At 34.0% G+C, this 23,297-nt stretch carries 22 protein-coding genes; 9 read left to right on the top strand and 13 right to left on the bottom strand.

Annotation, left to right across the window (positions count from 1 at the left end):
- Positions 1 to 36: 36 nt before the first annotated feature.
- The 4 genes from DK865_RS08085 to DK865_RS08070 all read right to left on the bottom strand — a co-directional run bounded on the left by DK865_RS08085 (position 37) and on the right by DK865_RS08070 (position 5,668).
- Entirely contained in the window at positions 37 to 1,389 is a 1,353-nt protein-coding gene (locus DK865_RS08085; protein WP_109391633.1) for an OprD family outer membrane porin, read from the bottom strand.
- Between the two features lie 910 nt (positions 1,390 to 2,299).
- Positions 2,300 to 4,360, bottom strand: a complete 2,061-nt coding sequence (gene prc, locus DK865_RS08080; RefSeq protein WP_109391632.1) for a carboxy terminal-processing peptidase — start codon at positions 4,358 to 4,360, stop codon at positions 2,300 to 2,302.
- 19 nt (positions 4,361 to 4,379) lie between these two features.
- Positions 4,380 to 5,075 carry an RNA chaperone ProQ gene (gene proQ / locus DK865_RS08075; protein ID WP_023582406.1) on the bottom strand — a complete coding sequence of 232 codons (696 nt, stop codon included), beginning with the start codon at positions 5,073 to 5,075 and terminating at the stop codon, positions 4,380 to 4,382.
- Positions 5,076 to 5,170: 95 nt separating this feature from the next.
- Positions 5,171 to 5,668, bottom strand: coding sequence for a GAF domain-containing protein (locus DK865_RS08070; protein WP_036913264.1), 498 nt, complete (start codon positions 5,666 to 5,668; stop codon positions 5,171 to 5,173).
- Between the two features lie 278 nt (positions 5,669 to 5,946).
- Here DK865_RS08070 and yebS point away from each other — a divergent pair, with 278 nt between their 5' ends.
- The 3 genes from yebS to DK865_RS08055 all read left to right on the top strand — a co-directional run bounded on the left by yebS (position 5,947) and on the right by DK865_RS08055 (position 9,916).
- The gene (gene yebS / locus DK865_RS08065; RefSeq protein ID WP_109391631.1) at positions 5,947 to 7,203 is read left to right on the top strand and encodes a membrane integrity lipid transport subunit YebS; all 1,257 of its coding nucleotides are present in this window, start codon (positions 5,947 to 5,949) and stop codon (positions 7,201 to 7,203) included.
- Entirely contained in the window at positions 7,145 to 9,463 is a 2,319-nt protein-coding gene (locus DK865_RS08060) for a PqiB family protein (protein ID WP_109391630.1), read from the top strand. Before yebS ends, DK865_RS08060 begins: the two co-directional genes overlap by 59 nt.
- A gap of 210 nt (positions 9,464 to 9,673) precedes the next feature.
- Positions 9,674 to 9,916, top strand: a complete 243-nt coding sequence (locus tag DK865_RS08055; protein ID WP_023582410.1) for a DUF1480 family protein — start codon at positions 9,674 to 9,676, stop codon at positions 9,914 to 9,916.
- Between the two features lie 301 nt (positions 9,917 to 10,217).
- Here the strand turns inward: DK865_RS08055 and DK865_RS08050 are convergent, their stop codons facing one another.
- The 4 genes from DK865_RS08050 to ftnA all read right to left on the bottom strand — a co-directional run bounded on the left by DK865_RS08050 (position 10,218) and on the right by ftnA (position 12,846).
- On the bottom strand, positions 10,218 to 10,562 hold the full coding sequence (locus tag DK865_RS08050; RefSeq protein WP_023582411.1) for a YebY family protein: 345 nt from the start codon (positions 10,560 to 10,562) through the stop codon (positions 10,218 to 10,220).
- 47 nt (positions 10,563 to 10,609) lie between these two features.
- The gene (copD, locus tag DK865_RS08045; protein ID WP_023582412.1) at positions 10,610 to 11,506 is read right to left on the bottom strand and encodes a copper homeostasis membrane protein CopD; all 897 of its coding nucleotides are present in this window, start codon (positions 11,504 to 11,506) and stop codon (positions 10,610 to 10,612) included.
- Complete coding sequence (gene copC / locus DK865_RS08040; RefSeq protein ID WP_023582413.1) at positions 11,506 to 11,898, bottom strand: copper homeostasis periplasmic binding protein CopC; 393 nt, start codon at positions 11,896 to 11,898, stop codon at positions 11,506 to 11,508. Before copC ends, copD begins: the two co-directional genes overlap by 1 nt.
- Positions 11,899 to 12,342: 444 nt before the next feature.
- Positions 12,343 to 12,846: a non-heme ferritin gene (ftnA, locus tag DK865_RS08035; protein WP_109391629.1), complete on the bottom strand. Its 504-nt coding sequence runs from the start codon at positions 12,844 to 12,846 to the stop codon at positions 12,343 to 12,345.
- 699 nt (positions 12,847 to 13,545) lie between these two features.
- Between ftnA and DK865_RS08030 the strand changes: the two genes are divergently transcribed.
- From DK865_RS08030 to DK865_RS08010, 5 genes are all read left to right on the top strand, one after another.
- Positions 13,546 to 13,980, top strand: a complete 435-nt coding sequence (locus DK865_RS08030; protein ID WP_023582415.1) for a universal stress protein — start codon at positions 13,546 to 13,548, stop codon at positions 13,978 to 13,980.
- 313 nt (positions 13,981 to 14,293) lie between these two features.
- Entirely contained in the window at positions 14,294 to 14,674 is a 381-nt protein-coding gene (locus tag DK865_RS08025; RefSeq protein WP_023582416.1) for a DUF2628 domain-containing protein, read from the top strand.
- A gap of 220 nt (positions 14,675 to 14,894) precedes the next feature.
- Complete coding sequence (gene cyaB / locus DK865_RS08020) at positions 14,895 to 15,446, top strand: class IV adenylate cyclase (protein WP_109391628.1); 552 nt, start codon at positions 14,895 to 14,897, stop codon at positions 15,444 to 15,446.
- A gap of 324 nt (positions 15,447 to 15,770) precedes the next feature.
- Positions 15,771 to 16,370 carry an NADH:ubiquinone reductase (Na(+)-transporting) subunit E gene (gene nqrE / locus DK865_RS08015; RefSeq protein WP_023582418.1) on the top strand — a complete coding sequence of 200 codons (600 nt, stop codon included), beginning with the start codon at positions 15,771 to 15,773 and terminating at the stop codon, positions 16,368 to 16,370.
- A gap of 691 nt (positions 16,371 to 17,061) precedes the next feature.
- Entirely contained in the window at positions 17,062 to 18,660 is a 1,599-nt protein-coding gene (locus DK865_RS08010; RefSeq protein ID WP_194295188.1) for a methyl-accepting chemotaxis protein, read from the top strand.
- 74 nt (positions 18,661 to 18,734) lie between these two features.
- Here the strand turns inward: DK865_RS08010 and DK865_RS08005 are convergent, their stop codons facing one another.
- Positions 18,735 to 19,472, bottom strand: coding sequence for a phosphatase (locus DK865_RS08005; RefSeq protein WP_109391627.1), 738 nt, complete (start codon positions 19,470 to 19,472; stop codon positions 18,735 to 18,737).
- Positions 19,473 to 19,791: 319 nt separating this feature from the next.
- Here DK865_RS08005 and DK865_RS08000 point away from each other — a divergent pair, with 319 nt between their 5' ends.
- Complete coding sequence (locus DK865_RS08000; protein WP_023582421.1) at positions 19,792 to 20,229, top strand: type II toxin-antitoxin system HicB family antitoxin; 438 nt, start codon at positions 19,792 to 19,794, stop codon at positions 20,227 to 20,229.
- Positions 20,230 to 20,305: 76 nt separating this feature from the next.
- Here the strand turns inward: DK865_RS08000 and DK865_RS07995 are convergent, their stop codons facing one another.
- The 4 genes from DK865_RS07995 to DK865_RS07980 form a co-directional block, all read right to left on the bottom strand.
- Entirely contained in the window at positions 20,306 to 21,169 is an 864-nt protein-coding gene (locus tag DK865_RS07995; RefSeq protein ID WP_023582422.1) for a lipase family alpha/beta hydrolase, read from the bottom strand.
- Positions 21,170 to 21,393: 224 nt separating this feature from the next.
- On the bottom strand, positions 21,394 to 21,738 hold the full coding sequence (locus DK865_RS07990; protein WP_036913271.1) for an antiterminator Q family protein: 345 nt from the start codon (positions 21,736 to 21,738) through the stop codon (positions 21,394 to 21,396).
- Positions 21,739 to 22,010: 272 nt separating this feature from the next.
- On the bottom strand, positions 22,011 to 22,787 hold the full coding sequence (gene map, locus DK865_RS07985; RefSeq protein ID WP_100158067.1) for a type I methionyl aminopeptidase: 777 nt from the start codon (positions 22,785 to 22,787) through the stop codon (positions 22,011 to 22,013).
- A gap of 12 nt (positions 22,788 to 22,799) precedes the next feature.
- A complete protein-coding gene (locus DK865_RS07980) occupies positions 22,800 to 22,997 on the bottom strand; it encodes a ParD-like family protein (protein ID WP_036913277.1) in 198 nt (65 codons plus the stop codon).
- Positions 22,998 to 23,297 lie beyond the last annotated feature (300 nt).

The following is a 23,297-nucleotide window of genomic DNA, read 5'->3' as shown; positions in this document are numbered from 1 at the left end:
GCATCTGATACGAGTAATACACTCAAATGTTATAAATTACATTTTGAAGCGATATGTGGTTGTCATAGAGCCTGATAATGAGTGAGCTCGTTGTGAGTGACCATTATAAAGTTTTGGTGTGGTATAGTCGTTTTCTTGCTGGTGGTGCCAGCCGATACCACCGCTTAAGGAAACGGAAAGATTCGCGGTTGGTTTCCAATAACTAAATAAACCAAACTGTCCTTGTTTTAATCTTTCGCCGGAATAGCTGAATTCACTATAGTTGCTACGCGCACCAATAGACAGTTCTTTGCTAACTCTGTATTCAGCTTCCAATGCGCCCATAACTTCACCGTCACGTACATAATCGATATCGGCGTAAGCTGGTGAATTAAAGCGTCCACGGGTATTACCAATTGGGTTACGAGCAAATTGACCAACACCATTAGCTTTTTCAGCATCGGTATATGTCACACCTGTACGTAATGTCCATGGTGATTCTGGAATGCGCCATTCCAGAGTACCAGCAAAGTGCCATGCGTCATTATCAAAGTTACGCTTACCTTTATTGGCATCACTTAAGGTACGTTTACCATCACTACCATAATCGTGATAATAAACAACCCCCCCCACAGTAACATCTGAAGTTAATTTATATTTTGCTTCTAAACCATGTTGACGGAATACATCATCCGCTTGACCATAGAAATAAAATACTTTTAGCGGTTTGGAGTTGTAGTTAATGCCACCAGTAAGAACATGATCGATATTATGTCTAACACCATTGCCATCGCTGAAATACATTCTGTCGATATTTGGGCTATCACGACGCATGACTTTACCGTCAAGGAACAGTAAATCTAAGCTCCAGTCGCCCATTGCCGTGTTAGTTGCATAACCATTGTAGCTGTTTAATGACAAACGCTGTGAGTTAGAGAAAATACCGGTATTTTTCAGAGTAAACCAGCCTGCTTTACCGTTAATTAATACCGGATCTAAATCAAATTTAACTTTGGCAAAACGTTGACCAATTTTGTTATAGCCTTTTGCTTCGCCATCATCATTATATAAAATTGCACGAGAGGCGAAGTCTTTACTTGCACCTAATTTGATACCACCATAATAAGAGGCATCAAATCCTAGAATGCCACCTAAATAACCTGATTTGAAATCAGCTTGGAAGTTTTGCCCCCAAGCATTGGCAACTTGTTTTCTGTAACGTTGCTCTTCTTTATCAAAACGGTTTTCAGTTTTTAAGTATTTCCACATATTAATTGTAGAAAGTTCAAGTTCTGAATCTGAAATAAATGCGCTCTCTTTAATTGAGTCTTCCCAATTCGCAGCATTAGCAGCGCTTACCGCTAAGAAACAAGGAGACAGCATAAACAATACTATTTTTTTTACTTTCATCTTAATGCAACCTGGTTAATAAATATTTGAATTAAGTTATGCTGATTTATATTCAGCAAGGTTAACAAATCACCATTTTTTTATTTAGCTAAAAAATAACCTTTGATTAAATTTATAGTTGCACTAACTTCAAGCAATAGAGTCATTTTTTGGCATAAGAAATTCAATATGGATATCTCACCATATTTATATTTAATTATTTTTCGTAATAAAATCCCATAAGCAAATATAGGTCATTTGCCTTTAGTCATTATCCCTTACGTAGAGAACCTTACTCTAAAAATATAATATTTTAGTTATGTTATATGGCTCCAAAAATACATTTTGAATTTATAGAATAAAGATAGCTCATCATTTAGGTAAGATTTTAGCTAACACGTCAACATCCGAAAATGACGTAAATATTTCATAATCTGTATACTATAGTAATTTTATGTCAGTTTAAGAGATCATTGTCACAGCATGTTACATTTATTGCAATATTGATACTATTAAATGAGATCTTAATCACAACAAAAAGCCTGCTTATCTTTTTATTCCACTTATTAAGTCAGAAACTCACTTCTTACCTAAAAATAAACCCCGTATTCTCTCTTATAGCTTATAAATGTATTCAAGATATATTTCGAATTAAAAATTAAGTAGCATAAAGTTAAATTTAAACATCCATTTATTAATAATTATTTATATTACTGGTAACTTAATATAGTGAATAACTAAAAAGGTGAAAGAACCCATCCAAGAAGATATTATTGGTTTTCTTAAAAAGATTTTTGATGTAAAGCCTGATAAACATTGATTGGCAAAGATAACTTTATATCTCGCTTAATATAAATATAAAAAACCCCCAGCAATTGGTTTATCCAACTATTGGGGGTTACTTTAAGTATCAGCTGTTATAATTGATAACTTAATTTAATAGTTTCTTAGGCTTAAGCACTTTTGAAAGATCAACTGCAATCTTAGCCGTTTCATCTAAATAAGGATCTGGTCCTTCATAATCCTTAGGCAAATCATCGAGTGATTTCAACGCAGGCTTACCCTCTAATTTAAAACGCTCATTAATACGGTTTAATTTAATGGTTTCTAGCTCTTTGTTTTCTTTCTCTCTTTCAGCGAAGTTTAAGATAACAAATTTATCTTCACCTTTTGCTTTAGCATCATTATAGCGTTGAATATCAGCAAAGATGTATGAAAACTCTCTGTCATTTGCAATGCGCTTAGTATGCTGTTCAGTTAATGGCGCTAACGCCGCTTTCAGCTTGTCTGAATACTCAGATAGCTGATAGCTTGCTGGAGATATGCTATCCCAAGGTAATGCGTTATCTTCAAAACTTTCACCCATTTCAACACTATCAAAGCTCGGTAACAGCAGATCAGGAGTTACCCCTTTAAGTTGAGTACTACCGCCATTAATTCGATAGAATTTTTGAATAGTGTATTGCACTGAACCTAAACCAGGCCAATCAGGGCTTAGCATTTGATCGTAAACACGTGTTAATGGACGATATTGCTGAACCGTTCCTTTACCGAATGTTTGCTCACCAACTATTAATGCTCGACCATAATCTTGCATTGCAGCAGCAAAAATTTCAGAGGCTGAGGCACTAAAGCGATTTACGATAACAACCAGTGGTCCTTTATAATACACGACATCATCTCTATCGAAATCTTGTCGTACACGACCATTATTATCTCTGACTTGCACAACAGGACCACTTGGAATAAATAACCCTGAAAGTGAAATTGCCTCTGTTAATGCACCACCACCGTTACCGCGCAAATCAATGACTAAAGATGAAATATTATCTTTCGCCACTTTTTGTAACTGTGTTTTTACGTCATTGGTTAAACCAACATAAAAGCTTGGAATATCCAAAATGGCAACTTTATCACCGTTAATGACTTTTTCAGTGAGCTTAACAGCTCTGTCTTCTAAACGGATTTGCTCTCTGACTAAAGTGATTGTTCTTGGTTTAGCGCCTTTCTCATCAGAAATGACTTCTAATTTTACTTGGCTACCTTTCGGTCCTTTAATCAAAGCAACAATATCATCAAGTCGCCAGCCGACAACATCAACCATCGGCTTATTTTGTTGCCCTACTGCAATAATTTTATCGCCAACTTTCAACTCTTTACTTTTTGCCGCCGGTCCACCCGTTACCATAGAGTTGATCATAGGATAATCATCATCCATCTGTAATACGGCGCCAATACCCTCTAAGGATAGGCTCATTTCAGAATCAAAGGCTTCGGTATTTCTTGGTGATAGATAACTTGTATGAGGGTCAATTTCGCGAGCGAATGCCGACATAATGATTTGGAAAACATCTTCGCTTTGGCTTTGCGTTTGACGACGTAACGCAGCTTTATAACGCTTGGTTAGTGTCTCTTTAATTTCGCTATCTGTTTTTTCAGATAGTTTCAGTGTTAACCAATCATATTTTACTTTTTCATCCCAAAGTTTATCTAGCTCAGCTTGAGTTTGTGGCCATGGCGCTTTTGTTCTATCTAACTCAAACTTATCTTGACCAGTTAAATCCATGGGTTTATCTAAGCGGTTTAAGGCGTATTGAAAACGTTCAAAACGTCTTTTTTGCGCTAAATTAAAGAGATCATAAAGGGGCTGAAGCTCTCCTTTTTTCAGATATTCACCGACTTTGGTTTTTTCTTTATCAAATTGGGCAATATCTGATGCTAGCAACACATTGTGGCTATAATCTAATAAATTAAGATAGCGATTAAAAATCTTTTCAGAAAAGCTCGCATCTAGCGAGAACTGACGATAATGAGAGCGTTCAAAACGTGAGGTTACTCGCTCACTTACGGTAGAATGCTGTGGCTCTTGCTTTAATTCGGGTAACTGATCAATAGTTACCATTGCTGGAGTGGCTGGTTTCTCAGCCATTACAACAGAAGTAGCTGTGAATGTTAATCCGATTGCAAAAGCCACATTTAAAAGTTTGTTCATGCTCTGGTTGGCCTCCGTATCAGAACTTTAAATGTTCCGTGCGTACATTCATTGCCAAACCGTTAGGCAATTGTACACGTACACCCTCTTTCGCTATCTCTAGCACTGTCGCGTCCATCACGCTACTACCAACGTTAACTTTCAGCGATTGACCCACAGTAAGAACTGAGGTGTCTTTCACCGGAATTAACTTTTCAGTATTTTGGCGTGGTGGTGCTTTGCGAGGTGCTTGAGTCGCTTTTTGAGGACGAGGCTGTCGTTTTTCACCTTCTTTAGGTGGCTGACGACGCGTATTATTTGGCTTTTTCGCTGCCGGACGTTTGCTGGTCTCCTTATCACCTTCAGCTTCGCGCTTCTTAGCACGTTGTTCTGCTCTCTGAGCTTGAACGCGCGCCTTAGCTTCTGCTAATTGTGTACGAGCATGTTCAATATGCTCAGCTTCCAGTTCGCCGCAGTCATTACCATTCAAATCGACACGTTTTGCCCCTTCTTTAACTCCATAAAGGTAGCGCCAACTTGAGGTATATAAGCGTAATGCCGAACGTAACTGTGTTTTACTTAGTTGAGTTTCATCTTTTAGATCTTCAACAAGATCTTGAAAAATGCCAACTTTCAAAGGGCGAGCTTCGCCCTCAGCGATAAAACACTTAGGGAAACGTTCAGCTAAAAAAGCGATGATTTCTTTACTACTATTCAACTTAGGTTGATTTTCCATGAAATTTCCTGATTACAACGGTTTTGCCAACCAGCGCAGGCATGAACAAGCGACATTATAATAGTGTTGCCAACAATTTCTATGGCAAACGCCTGTTAACTTACACAAAATTCACAATATTTTGCTGTATGACAAACTTTTAAATGCTCGCAGAGCACGTCACACAACGCTTTAAGCCCATTTTCATCTTTTTTATCAAAACGATCAAAAATAGGACTATCAATATCGAGAACGCCGATAATTTGTCCATTTACTTCTAAAGGTAGAACAATTTCAGACTGGCTCGCGCTGTCACAAGCAATGTGACCACTAAATTGGTGAACGTCACCGACTCTTAAAATTCTGTTTTCAGAGTATGCAGTTCCGCAAACTCCTTTCCCAAAACCTATTCTGACACAAGCAATTTTGCCTTGAAATGGGCCAAGGACCAATGAATCGCCATCATTAAGATAAAACCCAACCCAATTTATCGTCTCTAACTTCTCGTAAAGAAGCGCACTGGTATTAGCAAGTGATGCGATAAGATCATTTTCACCAGACAACAAGGCTGACAAATTATCAGTGAGTTCCTGATAAAAAAGCGTTTTTGGCATCATTAAACCCTATTTACATAACTAAAATAGATAACATACTTGTAATTTAGCCTATTTTATCTTGAGGTTGAATACTCCATTTTCAAGAATTGGGTAAAAAAACGATAATAATTCCTTAACACCCACAAAAAAAATCAGACACTTTGTATTGTAAAATGAAAGGCATAAATATAATAAAAATGATAACTTGTGAACCATTGAGTATAGGTACTTTTTTTTAGCTTAATCAAACGATAACTCTTAAGAAAAACAACTTAGGCGAATTAGCGAGCAACACAGTGAACAATATCGCAACAAAGGAAAAAAAATCAATACGCTGTCAGGAGTGTGATCATCTCGTGACACTCCCGCTTACATTAAAGCGTGAAGAGGATGCTTATTGCCCACGTTGCCAAGCAAAAGTCGCATCTTATCGATATTGGTCATTAACTCGTCTACTCATTCTCTCTATTACAATGCTTATTTTGGCATCAATAGCATTCACTCAGCCACTAATTAAAATCCATTTATTAGGCACAATGATAACGGCAAATGTGCTTGATGGTATTCGGATGATGTCAGAGCAAGGCTCTCCTCTTACAGCAACGATGGTAGCCTTTTGTGCTATTGCTGCACCACTTAGCCTCCCCATCGCGATTTTATATCTCCATTTAGGTTCTCGCTTACGCCTTAATCTTCGCCCAGTCTTATTAATGTTAGGAAAATTAAAGGAATGGGTAATGTTAGATGTCTATTTGATTGGGCTTGGTGTTGCAACAATAAAATTAGGCGATTATGCAACCGTCTATATTGGCAATGGACTAATTGCTTTTGTTTCTTTAATGGTACTCAGCTTATTAATGCTAATTAACATTAATATGGACCAGTTTTGGCAACGTTTTTATCCACAAAAAGAGATAGAAAAAAGCCCCGCGACTTGCCATGCTTGTCATTATCATTTTAAAAGAACGCCATCAACACACTGCCCTCGTTGTAGATCTTGCTATACCCCAAGACAACCAATGAGTTTACAAAAAACATGGGCAGCACTCATTTCAGCAATAATTTTTCTAATCCCTGCAAATTTATTACCGATTTCTATTTTCTATTTAAATGGTCAGCGTAGTGAAGACACCATCTTTTCAGGTGTACTTTCCTTAGTGAATTCGGGTAACACTCCCATTGCGATTATTGTTTTTATTGCCAGTGTGTTTGTACCTTTTTTCAAAATTATTATTATGCTGGGCTTATTATTAAGCATTCACTTTAACTCTCGTATTGACCCTCTACTTCGAATGAAACTATACCGTTTCGTCTCCTGGATAGGGCGATGGTCAATGCTCGATCTCTTTGTGATTGGACTAATGATGTCATTGATTAATCGAGATCAACTAATGACTTTCACAATGGGACCAGCGGCTTTTTATTTTGGTACTGCGGTTATTCTTACTATCCTTGCCGTTGAATGGTTGGATAGTCGTTTACTATGGGATACTTATGCAACAAGAAGAAAACGACGTTCAGGACACACAAGCCCAAATACGCCGCAAGCGTAAAATTTCGACATTTTGGCTACTCCCTGTTATCGCTATTTTTATTGCTAGTTGGTTGCTTTTCCAACATTGGCAAGATAAAGGTGTGCAAATCACAATTGATTTTCAATCCGCATCAGGAATTGTCTCTGGCAGAACACCTATTCGCTATCAAGGCGTTGATGTGGGTCTTGTTAAAGATATCACTTTAAGCGATGACTTACGCAGAGTTATTGTTACGGCTGATATCCGCAAAGATCTTGCGACAGCACTGCGCAAAAATACACAGTTTTGGTTAGTTACACCTAAAGCCAGCCTTTCTGGGGTATCTGGGCTCGATGCTTTAGTTGGTGGTAACTATATCAGTATGTTACCGGGAGACGGTGAAAAGCAGTTTAAATTTATTGCTCAGGAAGTTCGCCCGCAAGCTAATATCGATAAAAGCCAACAATTAATAACATTAACAGCAGATAAACTGGGATCACTGAATGTTGACTCTCCAATTTATTATCGCCAAGTTCCTGTTGGTAAAGTGTATAGCTATGCGATTCGCCCTGATAACCAAGGTATTTTTATTGAGCTCAGCATTGATAAACAATACGCCCATTTAATACGCCAAGATAGCCATTTCTGGAACGTCTCCGGTTTTCAGGGGAATTTCAATTTAAAAAGTGGCATATCAGTAAAAATGGAAAGTGTTTCTGCTTTAATCAATGGCGCAATTGCTTTTGACTCTCCAGAAAACAGCCCTCCAGCACAAGAAAACCAACAATTCGTTTTACAATCTGCAACTTCCGTAGATGCGGGTAAAGCAATATATGGAGAAGATGGATTAATTATTTCTCTAACCAGTGAAGAAAGTTGGGGAGTCGATGCAGGGCAACCTATTCTTTTTAGAGGAATTACGATTGGGCAAATTATTCAGCGTAATATGAGTGATGATGGTGTTATTTTTGATGCAATTATTGCCCCTGAATATAAGCATTATATTTATGAAAATAGTAAATTTGTTGCCAATAGTCGAATTAACGTCAATATGGGTCTAAATGGCATTGAAGTTCAAGGTGCAACACCTCAAGAATGGCTTGAAGGCGGTATTCACCTAATTCAAGGTACTAAAGGGGCACCTAAAGAGCAGTATCGCCTTTATCGTAACGACTTTTTTGCTAAAGCAAGTATTGATGGTAATGAATTACCCGTGACCCTCACGTTAAAAGCATCAACTCTTCCGGGTATCCAAAAAGGTTCCGTGGTTCTTTATCACCAATTTCAAGTCGGTGAAATTACTGATGTTCGACCTTTAATGGATGAATTTGATATTGATGTTTATATATCCAAACAATATCGCCATCTACTTACAGAAAAGAGTGTTTTTTGGACTGAAGGCGCTGCCAAAGTATCTGTTAATGGCTCCGGATTAACTGTTGAAGCAACCCCACTAAATCGTGCATTAAAAGGCGCAATCAGTTTTGATAATTTCGAAAATATCAATAATAACGTTTCACGTTATAAACTCTATCCATCAGAAACTAGCGCACGAGCTATCGGTGCACAAATTACGTTAAAAACATATGACGCAAGCAAACTTTCTGAAGGAATGCCGATTCGTTATTTAGGTATTGATATTGGGCAAGTTGAATCATTAATCCTTTCACCAGACAGAAAAGCGGTGACGGTATCTGCTGTTCTCTACCCTGATTATGTCAAAACCTTTGCAAGATCAGGTAGCCGCTTCGCTGTTGTTACTCCCGAATTAACAGCATCGGGCTTAGATAACTTAGATTCACTTATACAACCTTATATTAAAGCAGAGCCTGGCAATGGTGGTGTATACCGTCAATTTGAATTACAAACATCTAACATTACAGACTCACGCTATCTCGATGGGTTAAACCTCATATTAAATGCGACTGAAGCGGGTTCGGTACAAATTGGCACACCAATTTATTACCGAGGCCTTGAAGTTGGCGCCGTAACAGGCCTTGAACTAGGAAACATGTCTGACAGAGTATTAATTCACATCCGTATTAGTAAAAAACACCAATACCTTGTTCGAAATAATACGGAGTTTTGGCTCTCATCTGGATATAACTTCTCATTTGGCTTAACTGGCGGTGTTATTCGTAGTGGTACATTCAAGCAATTTATACGTGGTGGGATCACTTTTGCAACACCGCCTTCCACACCATTACAAGCGAAAGCCAAACAGGAACAGAATTTCATTTTAAATGATAAAGAACCCAAAGATTGGGATGAATGGGGAACAGCAATACCTAAACCTTAAAAATTAGATAATTTCGCCCTATTTCAGATAATTTATTTAAAGCGGATCACAAAAAATGATCCGCTTTTTTTATTTTGAAAAAATATTTTGGAAATAGATTCCATTTATACTATGCTTAATTTTGTTTGGTCAAAAAGCATTCTTTAAAACAAATGCCACCAACAAAACACAACGGAACGCAATACAACATCGCTTAAACCGGAGCTTTATATGAAAAAGACCACCTTAAAAATTGCTTGCTATGAAATTGAAGATATTACGTTGAAACACTCTTCCGATAATCAATTAACTTATATCCATATTCCATGTGATTATGACAAAGAGTTCTGTATGCAATTAGATGGATGGGATGAAAACACAAGTATTCCAGCCCAATTAAAAGATAAAAATATTCTGCTTTATCGTCATGCTTATGATAAAGATAATCACCACTGGATCTTAAAAGTGGCATAACGAGATGCTAAAGCACATAAAAAAAGCCAGATAAATCATTTATCTGGCTTAGGGAAAAGGCTCATTGCGAGCCGTGCGCTAAAAAGTAATTGCTGATTACTGCATAAACAAAAATCGAGGACTAACTCAGACTTTTCGTTCTCACAACCTACTGTTAAATATTAGCTAACAATATGTAAAGATCCAGTAAACAACCCAATAGCACACTACTTTCAATAAAAAAATCTCCACTCTTAATTTTTATTATTTAAATCAATGCGATAAAAATAAAAAAAACTTATCTGCATAATTAATCACTTGATTAATTATTCTCACAGAGTGACTTAATTGCATTCTGTATCACTTCTACTGATTTTTTCTTTTCAGGTGAATTAGGATCTGGCAGTAAAATAACATCAATTAACTGTGCTTTTACTTTTCCACTTTCCATTTGTTTCATTGCAATCTCATTAAGTGGATACTGCATCAGTGTTGCTGGATTAATTACAAACCAAGCACCATCAGCACGACAATTGAGCATCACTTCTTCTCGTGTAAATGGCCAATCGTCACCAAATTGAAGCTTACTGACTGTTGAAATAGGTGCCGCCGAGAATGCTTGAAAAGAGAAAAACATTAACATTCCCGCCAATAAAAAACGTTTCATGTGGACATCTCACTTAATAAATTAGATTTTTTCAATTATATAGCAATCTATACAGGTGAGTTAATGGCAAAGATGGCTACAGTAAAAATAACCATTGTTCCAAGTAACAGCTCAAGCCAGCTATTTACGAGCAACCATTGAAAGTTATTTTTCTTACGGATATGAGGAACTAAGACATAGCGATTGATTACTGCTAGAGCAAGCATTAACACAACTAAGCTAATTTTAAGCCATAACATACTTTGATATTCAGATGATAATTGTACTGCTGGCCATCCTGGAATTAACATGACGGCACTGATAATACCGGTGATAGTAACCAATAAAACAGCAATATGACCAAAGAGTGAAAATCGCTTCATTGTGCCAATAATCGGTTTGATCATCCCATCTGCAAGCTCATCTTTATTCCGTAAAAATTGCAAACAAGCAACAAATGGCCATAAGCCGCCAAACCAATACGCAGCACTAATAAGATGAATACTTTGATTAATTCTATAAAATATCGCTTCTGATCCTGTAAACATGGCACCATGACCAATTGATGCATGTAAGATCAACATAATTGAGGCAACTATCAATAAAGAGAAGTTACGAATATAGCGTTGGTGTATAAATAAAACGACTAATGCAACGGTTGCTAATACCAATTGCCATTGCCAAACTTGACCAAATGAAGTACCTAATACCGCTTTCCATATTTCAAATGACCAAGCATCTTCCCATCCATCTCCCATAATGCCGGATTGCACCGCCATCCATAAATAAGTCGTAATAAAGACAGTAACCGTACTAATGGCTAAAGCGGGACGCAAACGAACTTGAATAAGAGGAATGAACTTATCTTTTGCAAGAATGGCAGCCGAGAAGCTCAGTCCGAACATAAACATGACTGCCACGAAATGGAAAAAACGGCATAAAATATAAACGTCTTCAGGTGTCATTATTTTACACTAAATTGATAAGAGCCTTTTGTCTTGTGTCCATCAACAGAAACAACATTCCAATTAACTAAATAATTACCTTCAGCTAAATCGCTTTCTAAGGGCAATAATAACTTCGTGTTGTTAACAGGATCTAAACTCAGTTTTCCTACGGTAATTTCTTTACCGTCGCTATTAGTCACTTTAATTTTGCTAAAGGCTAATTCAATACCTTCAGAGAAATCTAACGTGATAACTTTAGGCGCTTGCGCTTGTTCAATAGCAGCACCTTCAGCAGGTAACTGTGATTTTAAGTGTGCGTGTGCTAATGCTTGTTGGTATGACATTCCAAGGAATAAAACAGCAATAGCTGATAATTTACCCCATGATGTCTTAAGTGTATTTAATGACATAATAACCTCTTAAATTACAGGTGATTTTTTTATTTATGAAAATATTTTATAGCAAATTTACGTCGAGATCTTCGCTTCTTGATATTAGAAATAAAAGGTTGTGAACTAGCACTCAAAATATATGTTATTTAGACCAGTTTCTGTTTCAAATATCACCCATTTTTACACTTTAAGAAAATATAATACCCATATTGACAGTCTAAACAGTTCAATACATAACCAAATACACCTAAAAGTAAAATAACTACTCTGTATAAATAGCATGAAATAGATATTTTTTAGGATAAAAAACAGACAATACAAGTAAAGGAAAAAATAAAAGATAAGAATAGTAACAATAGAAAGGGAGAGACTATAGAAGAATAAAAAACGCCCTGCTATTCATTCACAGCAGAGCGCAATAATTCATTTATTAACTTAAGCTATCTAACGCTTTATTAATAATCAGATATGTGCAGATGTTGATAATGTGTTCAGATCTTTATCTAACAAGAATAAAGCTTTTCCACTGTCACCAACCATGGCTAATTTATCTAGGATTGATTTAAATAATTTTTCTTCTTCGTGCTGCTCTGCAACATACCATTGTAAGAAGTTAAATGTTGAGTAATCCTGAGTTGTCATTGCAACATGCGCTAATTTATTAATCTCAGATGTAATATGTTTTTCATGTTCATAAGTTTTATCAAACAACTCAGATAATGATGAAAACTCAGCAGGTGGAGCGTCAATCGCGCCAAGTAAAGGCATTGCCCCCGTATCACTTAAGTAATCAAATAAACGATGCATATGTTCCATTTCTTCACGAGAATGGGCTTTTAGAAATTTAGCCGCACCATCAAATCCTTTATCGTCGCACCAAGCACTCATTTGCAAATACAGATTTGCCGAATAAAACTCTAAATTTAGCTGTTCATTCAATTTATTGATCATATCTTGATGTAACATATTTTACGTCCTTTGCGATGAAAATTAACATTATGGGTATTATGCACAGTTAAAAATAAAAATATAGATATTTAAGTATGGTTTTATTTGTTTTTTTCAATTAATTAGCTGTAATAAAAATAAAAACCAATCTCATTTGTAATATGGTTTTATATACTAGCAGAAGCTAAACAATACTTATTATCATTAATAGCAATCAGGTGTTCAACCCTCGCAAAAAACAACACAACATATTGAAATACATAAGAATAATTCTCAAACCTTAATTTTTTGTTTTAAATTTTTATATTTATTTTTTTTCTTTATATTTAATTAAATTAGATTAACATTAAATAAAAATTATATTTTACGTATTTATAACGTTTAAGAATACATTTTATCAGACATCGATAAACATATAAAAGATAATATCTTTAATCATCATCTTTATAAAATTAAAATATCTTTTTATTACTTATTATCATTCCCTATTTTTTGGGATCTCCATTTGATATGGCTACACTTTTTTTTTGTTCATATAGCCGTTTTTTCACTTTTTTTCATACAAAAAAACACATGACTCTCAAAAAAATAAAAATAATTCCAATTTTTGTGCAGTTTTTCATTTTGACTGATAAGATGAGTAGGTAGCTCATATTTGTATGCACAAAAATTAATATTAAAGCCCTAATCATAATAAAAGGTTAATTAGGAGCCACTATGACAAAAACAGTGTTAGTACCCGTTGATTTTACAGAGCTTGGTTTATTGGACAAAGTTGTGTCTCATCTAAAAGCATTGTCTGTCGCTGACAAATTGAATATTCATTTTTTATCAGTCATTCCAAGTTATGAGTCTTTTGTCGGATTTGCATTCGCAGGCCAAGATAAACTAGCAAGTGACAAACAACGCATTGAAATTGCATTATCCACACTAAAAGAAAATTTATCGCATATCGATATTTCCAATAGTACAACTCAATTTTATGTGTCTATCGGTAATCCTCGCGATAAAATTTTAGAAACTGCAAAAAAAATTCAAGCAGAGTTGATAGTCATTGGTTCTCGTAATCCTGGTATGAAAACTTACCTTCTTGGTTCAACGGCATCTTCCGTGGTCAGTTACGCAGAATCATCTGTATTAGTCGTGCGTTAATCCCCCACTTCCTACTTCCTCAAGAAATCTGGTATTTGTCATAAGCCAGATTTCTTATTCTTTCCGCTATAGAATCCATTAAAATTGATATTTTATTTTATCGTTCTTATTTTTAAGAGTGACGATTAAAAATATATTCTTAAGCAATGAGATAATTATTAAAAATAATCAAAACCATATTCACTGCAATGCTTTTTATATAACCAATATATTAATCATCTATTAATAAATTTATATTGTTCATAGCATTAAATTGTGTAAAGATACTTTTCTATTAAGACTAAATTTAATTGACAGGGTAAAAGGAATTAAAATGAATAAAGAACTTTCTGAAAAATGGCAAGAACGTTTCTCATTTTTCGATAAATATGGTTCACCTAAAACACCAGAATTTAAAGCTGCTTATAAAGAACTGAGCTTTGGTAAACGTATTCTTATTGGAATGAATATCTGGGCATTCTTCTTTGGTTTTATTTACTTTCTTATTTTAGGTTTATGGCGCAAAGCATTAACATTATTTGCTATCAACATTGCTATTTTCACTATTATTGGTTTTTTACCTGTAAACAATGGTGTTATCAATGCGGTGGGTATCGCAGTTAACATTCTATGGGCGATAACAGCCAACTATGCATACTACTTAAAAGAAACTAAAAATGATCAAAGCTGGAACCCGTTTGAAGGTGTTCTGTAATCCTAAAGGGGCCTACGCCCCTTTTATTTTCGCTTACTCTTTCCTTTATTAATAACGCTATATCCTCTTCTCCTTATTTCATCGTAGTGCCATCTATTACTTTATTTAAATATTTTTATCTAATTTACAAAAATAGAAAATAACACTAAAAATTCGTTCTTATCCCAGAAAGGTACCTCGTTAATGCTATAATTCATTAACGCTAATTTGAGGGAAACGTATGTCTGAACACTTTCAAGGTAAATTTGAAGCAGAATTAAAATATCACCTTCAAAATCCACAAAAGTTGATTAATGAATTAAAAAAAGCAGGTGCTACATTATTTACACCTGAGAATAAAGAAACAGATTGGTACATGGAACATAATAATACTGAATTTTCAGCTCCAACGATCAGTTTGTGTATAAGAAAAATGCAACCCGCAGGAATCAATCTCCTTATCGTGAAAGGTCCTGATTTATCACAATGTGAAGCTGTTCGTATCGAAAATGCAGAAAAAACGGTCTCTATGTTTACGACACTTGGCTACCATTGTATTCTCAATTATACAAAATCAAGAGAAATCTATTTTCTAGATGAGTTTCATATCACTATTGATAAATTAGATAATTTAGGCTCATTTGCTGAGTTTGCTATCATGACAGATGACCCAAACAAACTCCCGCTTTATGCTGACCAACTAAAACAGTTAGCCACAGAATTTGGGTTTACAGAAAAAAACCTTGAAAAAAATAACTATAAAACACTCATGTTAAACAAGCTAAAATCATAACCCAATTTATTCAGTAAACACGTCTATAGAGATAATTAAAAACTTTCTCAGTTAAGCATCAATATGTTATCAACAGATATTGGTGTTCTTTCTCTTTTATCTTACCCATTAAAAATAAAAATGAGGCTTAAAATAGAAAATTTCTTTGAATGCCATATTTATTACACTTATCCACTGATTTTATTTCCCTTATCTTAAATAACGCTTTTTCTTAGTCAAAAAATGTCATTTAGATCTAATTTAAAAGATATTTTTACAATACCACTTATATTAATACTCTGTTTTTACTAGAATTAGTAAAAAAATATATTAATAGGAGGGGTTATGCTTGAAAATTACCTTAATATCTTTATTAAGGCGACTTTTATTGAGAACATGGCATTAAGTTTCTTTTTAGGAATGTGTACTTTTCTTGCAGTTTCTAAAGAAGTAAAAACCTCATTAAAACTAGGTCTTACTGTTACTGCCTTACTTATTATTGCTACACCTATCAATAACTTAATCTATCATTTTATCCTAAAGAAAGATGCCGTTGTTGAGAGTATTGATCTTAGCTTTCTACGATATATCACTTTTATTGGCGTTTTGGCAGCATTAGTTCAAATTTTAGAAATGTTTTTAGATAAATTTATCCCTTCACTTTATCATTCATTAGGGATCTTTTTACCTTTATTGACTATTCATTGCGCTATCTTTGGTGCCACCATTTTTATGGTTGAACGTGATTACACATTTACTGAATCAGTGATATATGGTGCAGGCTGTGGCATAGGATGGTTACTTGCGATTGTCGCCCTTTCTGGTTTACGCGAAAAAATGAAATATTCAGACATTCCGAAAGGATTGAGAGGATTAGGGATCACATTTATCACCGTAGGATTAATGTCGCTTGGTTTTATGTCATTCTCTGGTATTTCGCTTTAACCGCTTATTTTTATCTTATGTGACATTTTCCTACATTATTAGGGATAATATCGATGTAACATTTATTTATAAACGGATAGGTTATCACCCTTCCGTTTATAGCGATTTCGTCGGCTTTCTTATTTTCTCTACCGCAATCTTTTTATCTTCCGCTCATTTATAACGTTAAATTCTCTTATTTATCCTATTAAATATACAAAAAATAATTTAATTGATTACTGTTTTAATCATTATTACTTTTTTATTTTATAAATAGAAACACTTACACTATTTAACTCTAATTGTTTAAAAACCGACTAACCAACCACATAAAATTAATAATAAATCAACAGGTTAACCATCACTCACTAAGATGGTATCTTTTATATCATTTTTATTCTTTATTTTTAACTTTTAATATTTAAAAAATTTAATTAAGAATCAACGCGTTACAAAAAAATAAATACATTTAATAAATTTATTAATCAGAACAATAAATAAGCATAAAGAATATTTATAAAATGCCGATACTATTTTTTAGTATTTGAAAAAATCAAAAGGATATATGGCATTAAATCAAAGAGTGAGCTAAAAAAATATTTTCATTTATTTTTTAATTCTTTGTCTATACCAGTTACAGGAAGTAAAAATAAAACTTAAAAAATCAACAAATTACACAGTTATATTTTTATGAAAAAGGAAATAACATTACATGTTTAAAAACTTCAAACAACGTTATTTGCCAAACGTCTCTTTTAATATGTCGAGTTTAAAAACAACTACTTTAGTTTGGCTTATTACAGGATCTTTAATCTTACTTCTTGGGCTAGCCTGTGTTTTATTTCTCTCCTCCGTTAATGATTACAAGAGAAACTTAAACACACTAAATAATATCTATCATGAACAATCACTACTAAATAATACATGGGAAAATCTACTACAAACACGTAATACCTTAAATAGAGCTAGTTCTCGCCACTTATTAATCATTAATAAAATGGCCACTGCAAATACTGATATCTCTTCATTATTACAACAAACTAAAGAAAAACTTCAACATGTTGAAAATGGATGGGAAAGCTTCAAGCATTTTCCTCATAATGTTGAAAATCAAAGTTATATACAACAATTAGAGCAAAAATATACTGAGCTTAATGCAGCGCTCATTGAATTTTTAGCCTTTCTAGAACAAGGCAAAACATACGAGTATTTAAATCAACCCACACAAACCTATCAAGACAATTTTGAGCAAGCCTATACTAACTATCACCAACAGCTAGAAAATTATTACACGGCTTCATTGAATGAAAGTGAATTACTGTACGATAAAATTATTTATAGCTTAATCATCATTTCAATATTAATTGTTATTTTTTCTTTCTTAGTTCAAGTCGTACTACGAAAAAACTTTATTTCACCTTTAAACGCTATAATGAAAAATATCGAAGATATTAGTCATGGTGAATTAGCAACCGATGTCACCACAAAAGGTCTATATGAAATAAATATTCTCACGACCAATATTCAAAAAATGCGAGATCAAATAAAACGGATCGTCAACAACATCAATCACAGCTCTGGCCTCATTAATTCAGAATTAAGTGATATTGCTGTTATGAACAATAATCTTGCTATTCGTGTTGAACAACAATCAGCAGCCGTACTCGAAACCTCCGCAGGAATACGACAATTAAGCGTTACATCAAAACAACATGCAGAAAATACACAAGCTTCCTGTGAGCTAGTAACAAAAACAGATACGATGATCCATCAAAGCAATGAAATGCTCGCTAACGTTGTTGAAAATATGCATGAAGTTGTCACGTTCTCTGAACAAATTAACGATATTACCTCTACGATCGACAATATTGCCTTTCAAACAAATCTATTGGCTTTAAATGCAGCCGTAGAAGCAGCAAGAGTAGGTGAACATGGAAAAGGTTTTGCTGTTGTTGCTAAAGAAGTAAGAGAATTATCCATTAGCTGTAATTTGGCATCAAAAGAGATAAAAGTACTTGTCGCTAATTCAAGTAAAAAAATAAATCAGTGTTTTCAGTTAGCCGCGGATGCAAACGATAATATGGTAGATATTTCTAAACATACTGAAAATATTAATGAAATGATCCACGATATTTCTATTTCTACAAATGAACAAAGTAATGGAATTGCTCAAATTGAAGATGCAATAAATCAATTAGATCAAACAACACAAGCTAACTCAACAATGACACGTGAATTAGTCAGTTCATTAGATTCTTTGCAAACACAATCAGATAGGCTAAAACAAGAATTAACTGTTTTTCATCAGTAAAAGCTAAGTTTACCCATATCATAAAAGCTATCTTAATCTTAGGATAGCTTTTTTATTACTGATTTAAGCCAATATTAAAAATGGCTAAATTCAGGGCTCTCTTTTTTACCGTGCGACTTTAAAAAATCTAACACTCTTCTTGGGGTTACATTTAATATACGCTCTTGTGGAAAATCTATTTGAGCTAATACCTCTAATACTCGATCAAAATTTCCTAGTGAAGAAGCAATGTGTGAGTCAGAACCGAGGGCAATTAATCCTCCTGTATCACGTACTGCTTTCGCTATTTCTATGCAGTTTTTCTCACTTCCTACTCTAGAATGAATAAATGATGAATTATTCAATTCTAAAGCAACATTGTAAGCGGCGGCAGCTTTTGCAACTTCAGCAATTTCTATTGGATATTTAGGATTACCTGGATGCGTAACCATTTGAACATGGCCACTTGCTATTGTTGCTATTAATGCTTTTGTATTATCAACAAGGCCTAATGAACTCATTACGGGTTCATGAAAACCAGCAAGTACAATATCTAATTTCTTGCTCATTTTCTCACTACAATCTGTTTCACCTTTAATATTTTTAATATTCGCTTCTATACCATAAAGAATGCCAACACCATCAATAACACGAGGGATCACCGGTAAATTAGAAAAATGCCATTCATGAGGTGCATCATCCATATCTGGGCCATGGTCAGTAACTGCAAACAATTGAATTCCCTGCTTTTTAGCTTGTTGGAAATATTCACTAACTGTACTATAAGCATGTGTACTAGCAATAGTATGAGCATGTAAATCAACGGGATACATAAATAACTCCTTTCTAAAAACACCTTATGAATATTGAGCAGATGATTTTCTTAAAAATAAGATCTATCCAAAATTAATTATCAATTCTCGTAAAAAGACATGATCATCAACAAACAATATACTATCTACTTCACTCTTTCTTACATTAGCAAGAAATGAAGATAATTTTTGATAAATATGCTTTAATCTTTAACATACTATTTAATATCAAATAGATAAATAAAGTTTCACTTTAGCACTATACACAGGAATTTTGAAAACACATTATATTGTGTAATTTCATTTTAAATCGGGTTTTCAACTTTATAAAAGGTTATTTATGTTCAGCTATCCAGCAGTCGCTCATTTTGATGAAGAAAGTGAAACTTACGAAATTACCTACCGTGATTTTGATAATATTCATGCTGTTGCTTATACAGAAGATGATATTGAACTAGAAGCCTCTGATATTTTACATGTAGGTCTTGAAGAATTTATTGCGAGTAAACTGCCTATTCCAGCGCCATCCAACGCACAACCTGGTGATTTTATTGTCTACTTGCCTCTTATTAGCTGTTTAAAAATTGCGTTACATAATGCAATGTTAGAGACAAAAACAAAAAAATCCGATCTTGCAAGAAAGATGAATTTAACGAGTGCACAGATAGAGCGTTTACTTGAAATTAATCAAACTTCGAAAGTGGATAGTCTAGAGCAAGCACTTTATTTATTAGGTTATGCTATTTCTGTCAGCGTTAACAAAGATATTACACACTAATAATTAAAATAAAAATGGCTCTAAATCGATTAGAGCCATTCGTATTAGATTATTTCACAACAAGTATGCAAAATAATTAGAGCTTTTTACTTGCTAAGAAATTCGCATGGTTTGTATAAATGGCAATAATATCTTCACCACGCCCCACTAACCCAGCAACCTGATTTACCATATCCAGATGATCTTCAGCGTAATCATCTTTAATCAATTTACCTAACCGCATACTTGTACGACCTACTAAGCCATCATTTTCACGTTCACTAAAGAATGCACTTAATATACGCATTGCAGCATGAGTTGGATCCAGTAAATTGCCTTTTTCACCAGCAATCAAACCCTGGATATAACTACCAAATGAATAGTAATGAACACCATTTACGATTTCTTTACCTTCACCACCACGAACAGCTGGCAACCCTTGTGGGTACTTTTTATTAAATTCAGTTACATTCTCAGTCGTTAATGCTTCTAATGCAGCAACAGCATCTTGTGGATTACCACGATTACCTGAAAATGTAGAAATAATAGTACCAATAGCTTTCATTACTGCATCAGCAATATATTCTGGCACACTATCCTTGCGCATAATACGTCGTACTAAATCTGCAATCTCTGAACCATGGTTTACACCATTAACAGAGGTAACAGAAGCAATGCTCTTTGCATGTTTTGCAGCAACATAACGACATGCTAATGGGCCTTGGCTATGACCGATTAAATTTACTTTTTTTGCTTTAGTTTCTTTGAGAACTTTTTGCACAAATTCCCAAAGTTGTTCACCACGAACTTCGTTAGAATTAAATGCAGAAAGAGATGCAGTAAAAACTTTATGACCATCCTTTTCTAAGGCATCAGCGATACCATAAAAATAAGGATAACCCACGATATCATCAAAACCAGATAAACCATGAACTAAAACAATTGGATATGTAGTTGACATATTTTCCACTCCTTGGGTTTAAATTAATCTATTTAATTTGCTAAACATCCTATTAGCAATACTTAAAACAACATTTAGAATACAAAATTTAAAATACAATCTTTAAAGTACAAAAATCAAAGTAAATATCGTATTTTTATACCTTAATTGTTCTAAGTGTTATTAGCATAATCTCTATTTTACGATCGTAAAGCATTATTTTAATCAATTTTAATTTTTATCATTTAATCAACATCCGAAAAAATCAGCATACCTTCAATCATACCTTCTGCTTTTTTCAGTTTTTTTCCAATATATGTATCGGAACATTGATTATATTTTGCAAGTTGAATAAACGTTTTGCCAAAGACATAGTAATTAATAAGTAATTGATAGTCCTCTTTATTATGCATCATCAATCTTTTCATTAAATCATTGATAATATTAGCATTATGATGAGTGCATTTTTTTCTTAACTTTATACGTTCTGGAATAAGTTCTTTTTTATTATTATTCAATAAATTAATAGCATTTTGATCATTAGCTACCCATGATCCCCACTCTTCCAAAATTTTTGAAATATTTTCCATATTAACATCCTTATTCTTCCATAGAGTAATAATCGCATCCTGCAATCATTTATGATGAACCATTAACACTTAATAAATATTTACATTAATATAGTGATCAACGAGTAATTTACAACTCAGATTTATAAAGATAATGAACTTTGAAGTTAATTTATTGATAGAAATGGAAAATAAAAAAGATACAACTAGCCACTTTAATTAAAAATTAAATAATTTTGAAATTATAAAGATTATTTTCTCTTAAAATGGCTATAAATAGAAAGGCGTATAAATTATGGTAATACTTCTTCAGGACGTAAAGTGAGCACTTCATACCCTGTTGCTGTTACTAAAATAGTATGTTCTGATTGAGCCGATAGCTTTTTATCTCTTGTCACAACTGTCCAACCATCTTTTTTGGTTTTTATTTTAGCGCCACCTTGATTTATCATTGGTTCAATCGTAAAAGTCATACCTTCTTTTAGTTCAACACCTTGCCCTTTAATACCATAATGTAGTACTTGTGGCGCTTCATGCATTTCTCTTCCTATTCCATGCCCACAATATTCTCTCACTACACTATATCCATGGCTTTGTGCAAAGCTTTGAATAGCATGACCAATATCACCTAATGTCGCACCTGGTTTTACTTCCTTAATACCTTCCCACATGGCTTGGTAGGTTGTTTTTGCTAATTTACGCGCAATAGGAGATGCCTCTGGCATAATATACATTTTACTCGAGTCAGCAATAAATCCATTTTTTTCTAATGTAATATCAACATTAACAATATCTTTGCTTTTAAGGCGTTCATCGGCTTTCGGCACGCCATGGCAAACAACTTCATTGATAGATGTATTTAGTACATATTCATAACCATATTGACCTTTACTTGCTGGTCTTGATTGGAGTTCATTGACAATAAAATCATCAACTTTATCGTTAATCTCTAGTGTAGAAACACCCGGTACAATAAAATCATCAAGCATTGTAAAAACTTTCGCCAATAAACGCCCTGATTCACGCATTAATTCAATTTCATCAGCCGTTTTAATCGTTATTTTGTCCACTTTTCTTTCCTCTTATTCTACTTCTTGCTTGATGGCTTCTTTTTCCAGCATCTCATTGATAATCATAGGAAACGTTTTATCTGGGTTTAATTCTGCTTGAATGCCAATTTTTATCCAAAACTCTGCCTGAGCATTAACAGAGCGTGACATCACATTACTTGCTTTTCGCAAATACTCATGTAATTCATCAGAAATTTTTACAATACCCACGCCAATCCTTATATACAAATCATAATAAAACATATACGTTCTATCATAGAATCAAACGCTTCTTCTTTCAATTGCTATTCAATGCTCCCATAGACATAAAATGCTTAAATAAGAAAAATAAGAAGAAATAAAATTCAGAATAATGAGATCCTACTTTTGCTTTTCATATACTGAATCAAACTCTCCATAAATTCATGACATTGACTTCAGACTATCCCAAATTACAACTGTTTATCTTTAAATACGACTCACCTAAGAATTAGCTGAGAGACAAATTAGAAAACAAACGCTAATTTAGTA

Source organism: Proteus cibi (genome assembly GCF_003144405.1).
In the GTDB taxonomy this organism is placed as follows: domain Bacteria; phylum Pseudomonadota; class Gammaproteobacteria; order Enterobacterales; family Enterobacteriaceae; genus Proteus; species Proteus cibi.
Note: the sequence above shows the minus strand (reverse complement) of the source record. Positions and strands in the feature narration are given on the sequence as shown.

Bases quoted from the DNA above. Each gene is read 5' to 3' on its own strand.
- DK865_RS08005 (WP_109391627.1), bottom strand. From the start codon at position 19,472: ATGTATCCCGTTGATTTACATGCTCATACTATTGCTAGTACACATGCT.
- proQ (WP_023582406.1), bottom strand. From the start codon at position 5,075: ATGGAAAATCAACCTAAGTTGAATAGTAGTAAAGAAATCATCGCTTTT.
- DK865_RS08085 (WP_109391633.1), bottom strand. From the start codon at position 1,389: ATGAAAGTAAAAAAAATAGTATTGTTTATGCTGTCTCCTTGTTTCTTA.
- DK865_RS08030 (WP_023582415.1), top strand. From the start codon at position 13,546: ATGACAAAAACAGTGTTAGTACCCGTTGATTTTACAGAGCTTGGTTTA.
- DK865_RS08070 (WP_036913264.1), bottom strand. From the start codon at position 5,668: ATGCCAAAAACGCTTTTTTATCAGGAACTCACTGATAATTTGTCAGCC.
- nqrE (WP_023582418.1), top strand. From the start codon at position 15,771: ATGCTTGAAAATTACCTTAATATCTTTATTAAGGCGACTTTTATTGAG.
- DK865_RS08060 (WP_109391630.1), top strand. From the start codon at position 7,145: ATGCAACAAGAAGAAAACGACGTTCAGGACACACAAGCCCAAATACGC.
- DK865_RS08050 (WP_023582411.1), bottom strand. From the start codon at position 10,562: ATGAAACGTTTTTTATTGGCGGGAATGTTAATGTTTTTCTCTTTTCAA.
- prc (WP_109391632.1), bottom strand. From the start codon at position 4,360: ATGAACAAACTTTTAAATGTGGCTTTTGCAATCGGATTAACATTCACA.
- DK865_RS08000 (WP_023582421.1), top strand. From the start codon at position 19,792: ATGTTCAGCTATCCAGCAGTCGCTCATTTTGATGAAGAAAGTGAAACT.
- copC (WP_023582413.1), bottom strand. From the start codon at position 11,898: ATGTCATTAAATACACTTAAGACATCATGGGGTAAATTATCAGCTATT.
- copD (WP_023582412.1), bottom strand. From the start codon at position 11,506: ATGACACCTGAAGACGTTTATATTTTATGCCGTTTTTTCCATTTCGTG.
- DK865_RS08010 (WP_194295188.1), top strand. From the start codon at position 17,062: ATGTTTAAAAACTTCAAACAACGTTATTTGCCAAACGTCTCTTTTAAT.
- cyaB (WP_109391628.1), top strand. From the start codon at position 14,895: ATGTCTGAACACTTTCAAGGTAAATTTGAAGCAGAATTAAAATATCAC.
- DK865_RS07990 (WP_036913271.1), bottom strand. From the start codon at position 21,738: ATGGAAAATATTTCAAAAATTTTGGAAGAGTGGGGATCATGGGTAGCT.
- DK865_RS08055 (WP_023582410.1), top strand. From the start codon at position 9,674: ATGAAAAAGACCACCTTAAAAATTGCTTGCTATGAAATTGAAGATATT.
- ftnA (WP_109391629.1), bottom strand. From the start codon at position 12,846: ATGTTACATCAAGATATGATCAATAAATTGAATGAACAGCTAAATTTA.
- DK865_RS08025 (WP_023582416.1), top strand. From the start codon at position 14,294: ATGAATAAAGAACTTTCTGAAAAATGGCAAGAACGTTTCTCATTTTTC.
- DK865_RS07995 (WP_023582422.1), bottom strand. From the start codon at position 21,169: ATGTCAACTACATATCCAATTGTTTTAGTTCATGGTTTATCTGGTTTT.